Source organism: Serratia sp. AS12 (assembly GCF_000214195.1).
GTDB lineage: Bacteria > Pseudomonadota > Gammaproteobacteria > Enterobacterales > Enterobacteriaceae > Serratia > Serratia plymuthica.
Genome location: NC_015566.1, coordinates 4,802,855 through 4,815,040, shown reverse-complemented (window position 1 = coordinate 4,815,040; position 12,186 = coordinate 4,802,855). Strand labels below are relative to the sequence as shown.

General features: G+C 56.4%; 9 protein-coding genes. 6 read left to right on the top strand and 3 right to left on the bottom strand.

The features are described 5' to 3' along the window. Positions 1–84: 84 nt before the first annotated feature. Positions 85–486 (bottom strand): Z-ring associated protein ZapG, encoded by a 402-nt coding sequence (gene zapG, locus SERAS12_RS22255; RefSeq protein ID WP_006317094.1) that lies wholly within the window; start codon positions 484–486, stop codon positions 85–87. A gap of 232 nt (positions 487–718) precedes the next feature. On the opposite strand from zapG, the gene zapE reads away from it, so the two are divergent. The 5 genes from zapE to sspB all read left to right on the top strand — a co-directional run bounded on the left by zapE (position 719) and on the right by sspB (position 4,438). Beyond that, positions 719–1,846, top strand: a complete 1,128-nt coding sequence (zapE, locus tag SERAS12_RS22250; RefSeq protein ID WP_013814673.1) for a cell division protein ZapE — start codon at positions 719–721, stop codon at positions 1,844–1,846. Positions 1,847–2,121: 275 nt separating this feature from the next. Next, positions 2,122–2,550, top strand: a complete 429-nt coding sequence (rplM, locus tag SERAS12_RS22245) for a 50S ribosomal protein L13 (RefSeq protein ID WP_006317092.1) — start codon at positions 2,122–2,124, stop codon at positions 2,548–2,550. A gap of 15 nt (positions 2,551–2,565) precedes the next feature. Beyond that, a complete protein-coding gene (gene rpsI / locus SERAS12_RS22240; RefSeq protein ID WP_004948488.1) occupies positions 2,566–2,958 on the top strand; it encodes a 30S ribosomal protein S9 in 393 nt (130 codons plus the stop codon). 335 nt (positions 2,959–3,293) lie between these two features. Beyond that, positions 3,294–3,935: a stringent starvation protein SspA gene (gene sspA / locus SERAS12_RS22235; RefSeq protein WP_004948486.1), complete on the top strand. Its 642-nt coding sequence runs from the start codon at positions 3,294–3,296 to the stop codon at positions 3,933–3,935. 5 nt (positions 3,936–3,940) lie between these two features. Further along, positions 3,941–4,438, top strand: a complete 498-nt coding sequence (sspB, locus tag SERAS12_RS22230) for a ClpXP protease specificity-enhancing factor (protein WP_041416417.1) — start codon at positions 3,941–3,943, stop codon at positions 4,436–4,438. Between the two features lie 181 nt (positions 4,439–4,619). Here sspB and SERAS12_RS22225 read toward each other — a convergent pair whose 3' ends face one another. Continuing rightward, positions 4,620–6,038 carry a glutamate synthase small subunit gene (locus SERAS12_RS22225; RefSeq protein ID WP_013814671.1) on the bottom strand — a complete coding sequence of 473 codons (1,419 nt, stop codon included), beginning with the start codon at positions 6,036–6,038 and terminating at the stop codon, positions 4,620–4,622. 10 nt (positions 6,039–6,048) lie between these two features. Beyond that, positions 6,049–10,509 carry a glutamate synthase large subunit gene (gltB, locus tag SERAS12_RS22220; RefSeq protein ID WP_013814670.1) on the bottom strand — a complete coding sequence of 1,487 codons (4,461 nt, stop codon included), beginning with the start codon at positions 10,507–10,509 and terminating at the stop codon, positions 6,049–6,051. A gap of 694 nt (positions 10,510–11,203) precedes the next feature. Here gltB and SERAS12_RS22215 point away from each other — a divergent pair. After that, positions 11,204–12,130: a TIGR01212 family radical SAM protein gene (locus SERAS12_RS22215; RefSeq protein WP_013814669.1), complete on the top strand. Its 927-nt coding sequence runs from the start codon at positions 11,204–11,206 to the stop codon at positions 12,128–12,130. Positions 12,131–12,186 lie beyond the last annotated feature (56 nt).

The following is a 12,186-nucleotide window of genomic DNA, read 5'->3' as shown; positions in this document are numbered from 1 at the left end:
TAGCGTTAAGGATAGTTCAGGCGCGAGGAGATAAAGCGGGCAAGATCAAAACCCGTGGGGCGGGCCCACGGGCAGGGGCGAGGATCAGTCGCGGCGCGGACGTTCGCCACGCAGCAGGCCAGAGGCGCCTTCAGAATAGTCGCGCGGCATTTCTACCGGTGCCTGATCGTTATCGGCTTCGGCTTCGGTCAGGCGATAGCGGAACGGATTTTCCTGCATCGGCAGATCCGGCAGCAGGTTGTTGGAGCTTTTCGCCATGTGTTGATACAGCTGGCGATAGTCTCGCGCCATGTTATCCAACAGCTCGGCGCTGCGGGCAAAGTGGCCGACCAGTTCCTGACGATACTCTTCCAGCTCGGTTTTGCTCTTGTCCAACTCGTTCTGCAAAACTTGTTGTTGACGTAATTTACGGTTACCAAAACGCATCGCTACCGCACCAATGGCGATGCCGACGACTAAACCAATCAGCGCATACTCCCAGGTCATGATGACTCCTATTTTGACTTCGTTGTTCCGCAGGGATTTTTCACTTAATAATATCCACTATAACCGTTAACCTTGTCCGAGTGGAATCCTGATAAGCCATAACCTGGCGTTTGCAGGGTTTTTCAGTATGCCGCGACGCGGACATTTGTGGCGATAACGGTGCGAAGCAGCATCAACATGCCGCGAAAATTTGCTAAATAATTTCTACGGGTTCTAAGGGAACATCGAACAGATGCAGGCATTATCACCGTTATCACGCTACCAGCAGGCGCTGGATGCGGGGGAATATCAGGCCGACGAGGTTCAACGCCAGGCGGTTACCCGGCTGGAGGGCATTTATCAGGCATTACAGCAGACACCTGCAGCAAGCGTGGCGGCCAATGGCCTGCGCGGCAGGTTAAGCCGCTGGCTGGGCAAGGGCGCTGAAACGGCCAGCCTCCGTCCGGTACAGGGGCTGTACATGTGGGGCGGCGTTGGACGCGGTAAAACCTGGCTGATGGACATGTTCTTCCACAGCCTGCCGGGGGAGCGCAAGCTGCGGCTGCATTTCCACCGTTTTATGCTGCGCGTGCACGAAGAACTGACCGAGCTGCAAGGGCAGGAGAACCCGTTGGAGATGATTGCCGACGGTTTCAAGGCGCAGACCGACGTAGTGTGTTTTGACGAGTTCTTCGTCTCCGACATCACCGACGCGATGTTGCTGGCCACGCTGTTGCAGGCGCTGTTTGCCCGCGGCATCACGCTGGTGGCGACGTCCAATATTCCGCCGGACGATCTGTACCGCAACGGCTTGCAACGTGCGCGCTTCCTGCCGGCGATTGCCCTGATTAACGACTATTGTGATGTGATGAATGTCGATGCCGGCATTGATTACCGTTTGCGTACTCTGACTCAGGCACATTTGTACCTGACGCCGCTCGACGGTCAGACCCGAGAGACCATGGACAGGATGTTCATCAAGCTGGCGGGGAAGGCTGGAGAGGACGCGCCGGTGCTGCAGGTCAATCACCGGCCGCTGCAAGCGATCCGCGCGGTGGATGGGGTATTGGCGGTAGATTTCCATACCCTGTGCGAAGAGCCGCGCAGCCAACTGGACTATATTGCGCTGTCGCGGCTGTATCACAGCGTAATACTGTACAATGTCCAGGTGATGGGGCCGTTGAAGGAGAACACCGCCCGCCGTTTCCTGGCGCTGGTGGACGAATTCTACGAACGCCACGTCAAGTTGGTGATTGCCGCCGAAGCGTCGATGTTCGACATCTACCAGGGGGAGCGCTTGAAGTTTGAGTATCAACGCTGCCTGTCGCGCCTGCAGGAGATGCAAAGCGAAGAGTATCTGAAGCTGCCTCATCTGCCTTGATCGTCCGGGGGGCCTGGCCGCCAGGATCCCCATTTTCCTCTCGCCGGCGATAAATTGCTTTTCCATTCAAAAAGCGTTCGATCTTTGTGAGCGACTTCTCTATAATCTTGCGACCCCACGTTACAACAAAGTTTTTTTCCCAAAAACTTTATAGTGCCGGCAATGGCTATTCGAAGGGGTAGGTTTGCTGGACTTGTATGGTCGTGTGAGCCTCAACTGTTTTCGAGCGTTTGGGTGTTCACCAACGTGTAACTAATTATTGGGTAAGCTTTCTAATGAAAACTTTTACAGCTAAACCAGAAACCGTAAAACGCGACTGGTTCGTTGTTGATGCGGATGGTAAAACTTTAGGCCGTCTCGCTACTGAACTCGCTCGTCGTTTGCGCGGCAAGCATAAAGCGGAATACACCCCGCACGTTGATACCGGTGACTACATCATCGTTCTGAACGCAGAAAAAGTTGCTGTAACCGGCAAAAAGCGTACAGACAAGGTGTATTACCGCCACACCGGCCACATCGGTGGTATCAAGCAAGCGACCTTTGAAGAGATGATTGCCCGCAATCCTGAGCGCGTGATTGAAATCGCGGTTAAAGGCATGCTGCCAAAGGGTCCGTTGGGTCGTGCAATGTTCCGTAAACTGAAAGTTTACGCGGGCAACGAGCACACTCACGCGGCACAGCAACCGCAAGTTCTTGACATCTAATCGGGATTATAGGCAATGGCTGAAAATCAATACTACGGCACTGGTCGCCGCAAAAGCTCCGCCGCTCGCGTCTTCATCAAGCCGGGCAACGGTAACATCGTAATTAACCAGCGCAGCCTGGAACAGTACTTCGGTCGCGAAACTGCCCGCATGGTAGTTCGTCAGCCGCTGGAACTGGTCGACATGGTTGGCAAATTTGACCTGTACATCACTGTTAAAGGTGGTGGTATTTCTGGTCAAGCTGGTGCTATCCGTCACGGTATCACCCGTGCACTGATGGAATATGACGAGACTCTGCGTGGTGAGCTGCGTAAAGCTGGCTTCGTCACTCGTGATGCTCGTAAAGTTGAACGTAAGAAAGTCGGCCTGCGTAAAGCACGTCGTCGTCCGCAGTTCTCCAAGCGTTAATTTTTACTGCTTCGGCAGTGGAGTTTACGCCAAAAACCCGGTGCTTCACCGGGTTTTTTTATGCCTGAAAATCACCTTCTCACGACTAAAATCTGTGGCATATCAGACAATTCAACACGAAATCACCGCAGAGTCCCCACAAAACAAGCAAAATCTGGTAAACTATCATCCACTTTTGCGCCTGTTCGCCATGCAGCTGTCGTCAGTCTACCTCCGCGTCCTGTTTTAGACCCAGGGTTTATCTGTGTGCTGCTGGCTAGCGGTCAAGATCATTCAGGATAGCAGCCTGTTAGTTGGCTATTCGCAGTATTTTCTAGATAAACTTGGAGGTTTTCATGGCTGTCGCTGCCAACAAACGTTCGGTAATGACGCTGTTTTCTGGCCCGACCGACATTTTTAGCCATCAAGTACGTATCGTACTGGCGGAGAAAGGTGTCAGCGTCGAGATTGAGCAGGTTGAGTTGGATAACCTGCCGCAGGATTTGATTGACCTCAACCCGTACCAAACGGTGCCTACGCTGGTTGATCGCGAGCTGACCCTGTATGAATCCCGTATCATCATGGAATACCTGGATGAGCGCTTCCCGCACCCGCCACTGATGCCGGTTTACCCGGTAGCTCGTGGTGAAAGCCGCCTGATGATGCTGCGTATCGAGAAAAACTGGTACTCGCTGATGTACAAAATCGAGAAGAGCAACGGCCAGGAAGCAGAATCAGCCCGTCGTCAGCTGCGTGAAGAACTGCTGGCGATTGCTCCGATCTTTGGTCAGACGCCTTACTTCATGAGCGAAGAGTTCAGCCTGGTGGATTGCTACCTGGCACCGCTGTTGTGGCGTTTGCCGCAGTTGGGCATTGAACTGAGCGGTACAGGTTCCAAAGAGCTGAAAGGCTACATGACCCGCGTGTTCGAGCGTGATGCCTTCCTGGCCTCCCTGACCGAAGCCGAGCGCGAAATGCGCCTGCAGACTCGGGGCTAAGCGTCATGGATATGTCTCAGATGACCCCGCGCCGTCCGTATCTGTTGCGGGCGTTCTATGACTGGTTGCTTGATAATCAGCTGACGCCGCATCTGGTGGTGGACGTGACGCGCCCTGACGTGCAGGTGCCGATGGAGTTTGCCCGCGATGGCCAGATCGTACTGAACATTGCGCCACGTGCGGTAGGCAGCCTGGAATTAGGCAACGACGAAGTGCATTTCAACGCGCGTTTCGGTGGTGTGCCACGTCAGGTCTCGGTGCCAATGGCAGCGGTACTGGCGATTTATGCGCGTGAAAATGGCGCTGGCACCATGTTTGAACCGGAAGCCGCCTATGAGGCGGAAGGCACTTTTGAAGGCATGGACAATGAGACTATTCCATCGGAAAGCCTGATGTCGGTGATTGATGGCGATCGCCCGGACATGAGTGATGACCACGAGCCGGACGATGAACCGCCACAGCCGCCGCGCGGTGGCCGCCCGGCGCTGCGCGTGGTGAAATAATCCTGCAGTTACGGACAGCAAAAGGTCGCTCAGGCGACCTTTTTTATTGCCCTGATCCTGCCGAATAATCAAGTCATGCAATCGTTGTATCGGGGCCGAAGGTGGCGGTTGTTGCGTGTGCACAAAAACAAAGGGCCCGGTATTGTGAACCGGGCCCCTGAAGCGTGAAGCAGAAGGGATATTACACTTCCAGGTAGCTCATGATGCCATCGGCAGCTTTACGGCCTTCGGCAATCGCCGTGACTACCAGGTCTGAACCGCGCACCGCATCGCCACCGGCGAAGATTTTCGGGTTGCTGGTCTGGAAGGCATTATCGGTGCCTTCCGGGGCCACAATGCGGCCCTGCTTGTCGAGTTCAACGTCATGTGCCGCCAGCCAATCCATCTTGTGCGGACGGAAACCAAACGCCATCACTACGGCGTCGGCATCGATCACGTGCTCGGACCCCGGCACTTGCTCAGCAACCTGACGGCCATTGGCATCCGGCTCACCCAACTGAGTGCGAACCATTTTCACACCGGCGACGCGGCCGGCGCTGTTCAGTTCGATGCTCAGCGGCTGCAGATTGAATTTGAACTCAACCCCTTCCTCACGCGCATTTTTCACTTCGCGTTTGGAACCCGGCATGTTGGCCTCATCACGACGGTAGGCGCAGATAACCTGAGTTGCGCCCTGACGGATGGAAGTACGCACGCAGTCCATCGCGGTGTCACCACCGCCCAGAACCACCACGCGCTTGCCTCCCATGCTGACATACGGCTCGTGTGGCTCGGCTTCATAGCCCATCAGCTGCTTGGTGTTGGCGATCAGGAACGGCAGTGCGTCGTAGACGCCCGGCGCTTCCTCGTTCTCCAGCCCGCCGCGCATCGACTGATAGGTGCCGACGCCAAGGAACACTGCGTCGAACTCGTTCAGCAGTGCATCCATGGTGATGTCTTTGCCCACTTCGGTATTCAGCTGGAACTCAATGCCCATCTCGCTGAAGATGCCGCGGCGTTTCACCATCACTTCTTTTTCCAGCTTGAAGGCCGGAATACCGAAGGTCAGCAGCCCGCCGATCTCCGGATGACGATCGTAAACCACCGCTTTCACGCCGTTACGGGTCAGCACATCGGCACAGGCCAGGCCGGCTGGACCGGCGCCAATCACCGCCACACGCTTGCCGGTAGGCTGCACGTGGGACATGTCCGGCTTCCAGCCCATTTCGATCGCTTTATCGCTGATATAGCGTTCGATGTTACCGATGGTCACAGCACCAAACTCATCGTTCAGGGTACAGGAACCTTCGCACAGGCGATCCTGCGGGCAGACGCGGCCACACACTTCCGGCAGGCTGTTGGTCTGGTGCGCCAGATCCGCAGCCTCCATGATGCGGCCTTCGTTCGCCAGCTTCAGCCAGTTCGGGATGTAGTTGTGAACCGGGCATTTCCATTCGCAATAAGGGTTGCCGCAGGAAAGACAACGGTCCGCCTGCGCTTTCGCCTGAGTTTCCGAAAACGGCTCGTAAATCTCTACAAACTCAATTTTACGGATCTTCAGCGGTTTTTTTGGCGGATCAACGCGCTGCAGGTCGATAAATTGATAAACATTCTGACTCATTAATGACCTCTTACTGCGCCTGAACCCGCAGCTCGGCTGCGGAACGACTACGGTGACCCAACAATGCTTTGACATCACTGGACTTCGGCTTAACCAGAGCGAACTTCGGTGCCCATTCCGGCCAGTTAGCCAGAATCTCTTCCCCGCGCGCAGAACCGGTCGCTTGCACGTGTTCGGTAATCAAACCGCGCAGGTGCTCCTCATGAATGGCCAGTTGCTCGACATCCAAGACTTCCACCAGCTCCGGGTTAACGCGTTTGCGGAACTCGCCATCTTCATCCAGCACGTAAGCGAAGCCGCCGGTCATACCCGCGCCAAAGTTGATGCCGGTTTTACCCAGCACGCAGACGATGCCGCCGGTCATGTATTCACAACCGTTATCACCAATGCCTTCAACTACGGTGATAGCGCCGGAGTTACGCACCGCGAAGCGCTCGCCCGCACGGCCTGCAGCGAACAGTTTACCGCCGGTGGCACCGTACAGACAGGTGTTGCCGATAATGCTCGCTTCATGGCTGCGGAACGCAGAACCAATCGGTGGGCGTACGGCGATACGGCCGCCGGCCATGCCTTTGCCGACATAGTCGTTGGCGTCGCCGGTCAGGGTCAGCTCAACGCCGCCCGCATTCCATACGCCGAAGCTCTGGCCAGCGGTGCCTGAGAAATAGGCCTTGATCGGATCTGCTGCCATGCCCTGATCGCCATGTACGGTGGCAATAGCGCCGGACAGGGTGGCACCTACTGAACGGTCGGTGTTACGGATATCGAAGTAGAAGGTCTTGCTGTGCTTCGCTTCGATATGCGGCTCCGCCTGCGCCAGCAGATCTTTGTTCATCAACCCTTTATCGAACGGCGGGTTGCTGCTTTCGGTGCAGTACAGCGCCTTGCCTGGATGCGGCGTTGCGGTTTTCAGCAGCGGCGACAGATCCAGTTTGTTCTGTTTGGCGGAGATGCCGTCCAGCTCGGTCAGGAACTCAGTGCGGCCAATCAGATCAACCAATTGGCTGACACCCAGCTGCGCCATGATCTCGCGGGTTTCACGCGCGATAAACTGGAAGTAGTTGGTTACGCGTTCCGGCAGGCCGTGATAGTGATCGCGGCGCAGTTTTTCATCCTGAGTCGCCACGCCGGTTGCGCAGTTGTTCAGGTGACAGATACGCAGGTATTTACAACCCAGCGCCACCATCGGTCCGGTGCCGAAGCCGAAGCTTTCTGCGCCGAGGATCGCCGCTTTGACGATATCCACGCCGGTTTTCAGGCCGCCATCCACCTGCAGGCGGATTTTGTGGCGCAGGCCGTTAGCCACCAGCGCCTGCTGAGTTTCCACCAGGCCCAGTTCCCACGGGCAGCCGGCGTATTTCACCGACGACAGTGGGCTGGCACCGGTACCGCCATCGTAGCCGGCGATGGTGATCAGATCGGCATAGGCTTTCGCCACGCCGGTAGCGATGGTGCCGACGCCCGGTTCGGAAACCAGTTTCACCGAGATCATCGCCTTCGGGTTGACCTGTTTCAGGTCGAAGATCAGTTGCGCCAGATCTTCGATCGAGTAGATGTCATGGTGCGGTGGTGGAGAAATCAGGGTTACGCCCGGCACCGAATAACGCAGTTTGGCGATATAAGGCGTCACTTTATCGCCAGGCAACTGGCCGCCTTCGCCCGGTTTTGCCCCTTGCGCCACTTTAATTTGGATCACGTCGGCATTCACCAGGTAGGCCGGCGTCACGCCGAAACGACCGGATGCCACCTGCTTGATGCGTGAAACCTTGTTGGTGCCGTAACGTGCAGGGTCTTCGCCGCCTTCCCCGGAGTTGGAGAAACCGCCTAGGCTGTTCATGGCGATGGCCAGCGATTCGTGGGCCTCCGGGCTCAATGCGCCGATAGACATTGCCGCAGTGTCGAAGCGTTTGAACAGCGATTCTGCCGGTTCAACCTGGTCGACCGGGATCGGCGTACCCTGCGGCGTAATGGCCAGCAGATCACGCAGCATGGCGACCGGGCGTTCATTCACCAGTTTGGCGTAAGCCTGATAGTCGCTGTATTTGCCGCTGTGTACCGCAGTTTGCAAGGTGCTCACCACGTCAGGGTTGTACGCATGGTACTCGCCGCCGTGAACGAACTTCAGCAGGCCGCCCTGTTCCAGCGGTTTGCGTTTCAGCCATGCGCGCTTGGACAGGTTCTGCAAATCCTGCTGGAAGTCGCTGAAGCTGGCACCGCCGATGCGGCTGACTACGCCCTGGAAGCAGAGATCGGACAGGTCACGATGCAGACCGACCGCTTCAAACAGTTTGGCGCAACGGTAAGAGGCGATAGTCGAGATGCCCATTTTGGACATGATCTTGTACAGACCTTTATTGATGCCGTTGCGGTAGTTCAGCATCACGTCGCGGTATTTCTTGTCGATCGCCTGAGTATCCACCAGTTTGGCCAGCGTTTCGTAGGCCAGGTACGGGTAGACCGCGGTCGCGCCGAAGCCCAACAGCACGGCGAAGTGGTGCGGATCGCGGGCGCTGGCGGTTTCAACGATAATGTTGGCATCGCAACGCAGGTTTTTCTCTACCAAACGGGTCTGGATCGCGCCTACTGCCATCGGCGCAGGCACCGGCAGACGGTTGGCGGCGATGGCGCGATCTGACAGCACCAGCAGCACGGCGCCGTCGCGAACTTTACGTTCCGCTTCGTCGCACAGGGCGCGGATGGTTTGCTCCAGATCCTGCACTGCAGGATCGAAGGTCAGATCGAGCGTGTCGGCGCGATAATATTCGCCTTCCAGCGTGGTGAGCTGTTTAAAGTCGGAGTACAGCAGGATCGGCGATTTGAAGCTCAGGCGGTGCGCCTGGCCTTCGGCCTCGCAGAACACGTTCATTTCGCGGCCGATGCTGGTCGCCAGCGACATCACATGCGCTTCGCGCAGCGGGTCGATAGGCGGGTTGGTCACCTGCGCGAACTGCTGGCGGAAATAGTCATACACGATGCGCGGACGGCTGGAGAGCACGGCGAACGGGGTATCGTCACCCATCGATCCGGTAGCTTCCTGGCCGATCTCGCCCAGCACGCGGATCACCTGATCCAGCTCTTCGCTGCTGTAGCCGAACTGTTTCTGGTAAGTCTCGAGCTGCGAGTCATCGAGTTCACGGCTGCCAACCTGATCTTCAGGCAGATCTTCGAACGGCACCAGGCGCTTGACGTTCTTTTCCATCCACTCTTTATACGGGTGGCGGCTTTTCAGGTCGTCGTCGGTTTCGGCGGAGTGCAGGATCTTGCCGCTGCGGGTGTCGATCACCATCAGCTCGCCAGGGCCAACTCGGCCTTTTTCCACCACTTCATCCGGCTGGTAATCCCAGATGCCGACTTCGGAGGCGCAGGTGATCAGTTTGTCTTTGGTTATGACATAACGCGCCGGGCGCAGACCGTTACGGTCCAGGTTACAGGCGGCGTAGCGGCCATCGGACATCACGATGCCAGCAGGGCCGTCCCACGGCTCCATGTGCATCGAGTTGAAGTCGAAGAAGGCACGCAGATCGGTGTCCATGTCCGGGTTGTTCTGCCAGGCCGGCGGCACAAGCAAACGCATGGCGCGGATCAGGTCCATGCCACCTGCCAGCAGCAGCTCCAACATGTTGTCCAGCGAGCTGGAGTCGGAGCCGGTTTCGTTAACGAAGGGAGCGGCGGTTTGCAAATCCGGGATCAGCGGCGTCTGGAATTTATAAGTACGGGCGCGCGCCCATTGGCGGTTGCCGGTGATGGTGTTGATCTCACCGTTGTGCGCCAGATAACGGAATGGCTGCGCCAGCGGCCAGCGCGGCACGGTGTTGGTGGAGAAACGCTGGTGGAACAGGCAGATGGCCGATTCCAGGCGCAGGTCCGCCAGATCGAGATAGAAACGCGGCAGATCCGCAGGCATGCACAAGCCTTTATAGATCGTGACCAGATTCGAGAAGCTGCAGACATAGAAGCTGTCGTCCTGAACGCGCTTTTCGATACGGCGACGCGCCACAAACAGGCGGCGTTCCATATCGCGCGGGCGCCAACCCGCTGGGGCGTTAACGAAGATCTGTTCAATGCGCGGCAGGGAAGAGAGGGCGATCTCACCCAAAACGTCCGGATTGGTCGGCACTTCACGCCAGCCGACGACCGACAGCGTTTCATTTTGCAGCTCTTCTTCCACAATGCGGCGGCTGGCACGGGCTTCCTCTTCGTTCTGGCTGAGGAACATCATGCCAACGGCGTAGTTCTTGGCTAAACGCCAGCCGCGCTCTTCTCCAACCATGCGGAAAAAGCGATCGGGCTTTTGCAATAACAGGCCGCAACCGTCGCCAGTCTTGCCGTCAGCAAGGATTGCGCCACGGTGCTGCATTCGGGCCAGCGCGTGAATAGCAGTTCGCACCACCTTGTGGCTAGGTTCGCCTTCTATGTGGGCGATTAGGCCGAAACCACAGTTGTCCCTCTCAAGGGATTTATCGTACAACATATTAGTGAACCTCCCCAGGCTCTGCGTGACTCTTACAACCAACTGCGAGGGGGCTTCCCAACGTCAGGCGGAAGTCCAATCAGCAAGGTTAATATCGCCGATCTGCTTTTCCGCCCTCCATCAATGGCCTCTCGTGACGGTTCTCACAAGTGGTGAATGACTTGTTTTAAGAGGGAGTCTTAAATAACTGCATAAATATGACGAGACGTTTGCCCGTCCAGAAAGCTTCCAGCGGACTTCCAACTTAGCGAGAAAGAATACGCAGGTCAAATATAGGCTTAAGATCGTTTTTTATTGAATTATTGTGGGTTATCTTTTTGAAAAATAACTATTTTTACATGAATTTACGGTGGTGGCGAGGAACGTCTGGGCTTGAGGAAATGTGAGCTGTCTCACTATAGTGCAACCTCTGAATCTCTGCACCATGCTAGTGCGGGCGTGAATGTCAGAATTTTATTCTATTAAGTTATGCTTTCTTGTTATTTGTAACTATTTTTCATCGCTTTGTCATACAGACGTTAACGGTTAGGGGAGAATAAGAAAAATTCATCTTGGCTCGGGTGATTTTATTTGCATTTATAATGAATAGTTATGCCTGGCGAAGCCTTGAAGGGAAAGCGTTGATCTCTGTCATCGCGGGAAAAGCCGTTTCTTATTAGCATCACGGGCTTTGAGTACAGAGAAAGCCAAGATTATGCAGTTGCCGCAATTAGTCAATATGTTTGGCGCCGATCTCCAGCGTCGGCACGGCGAAAAGATCCATAAACTCACGCTGCACGGCGGTTTTAGCTGCCCAAATCGCGACGGTACCCTGGGCCGCGGCGGTTGTACCTTCTGCAACGTAGCCTCTTTTGCGGACGAACAGATGCAGCGCCAGAGCATTGCCGAACAGCTGAGGGTGCAGGCCGGCAGGGTCAACCGTGCAAAACGCTACCTGGCCTACTTTCAGGCCTATACCAGTACTTATGCAGAAGTGAGCCTGCTGGCGGACATGTATCGGCAGGCGCTGGCGCAGGCAGATATGGTCGGGATCTGCGTTGGCACGCGGCCGGACTGCGTGCCGCCCGCCGCGCTTGATTTGCTGGCGGGTTACCTTGAACAAGGTTATGAGGTTTGGCTCGAACTGGGCCTGCAGACGGCACACGATAAAACGCTGAAGCGCATTAATCGCGGCCACAACTTCTCCTGTTATCAGCATACCGCCCGATTGGCACGCGAACGTGGGCTGAAGGTATGCAGCCACCTGATCGTCGGGCTGCCGGGGGAAAACTCGGCCGATCATCTGGCTACGCTGCGGCAGGTGGTGGACAGCGGCGTGGACGGCATCAAGCTGCACCCGCTGCATATTGTTACCGGCAGCACCCTGGCGCGGGCCTGGCAGGCCGGGCGCATGCCTGAATTGGCGCTGGAGGAATACGCCGCCAGTGCCGGGGAGATGATCCGCCATACGCCGAAAGAGATTGTCTATCACCGCATTTCCGCCAGCGCCCGTCGGCCGACGCTGTTGGCACCATTATGGTGCGAAAACCGCTGGAACGGCATGCAGGCGGTCGGCGGTTACCTGCAGCGTTATGGCGGACAGGGCAGCGGATTGGATGAAAAGCGGCAATATCGCCCTTGATCGCTGTTTTGATTTGCAAACTTTCCCACACTTCGGTGTTTGCTTCCTTATCTCAC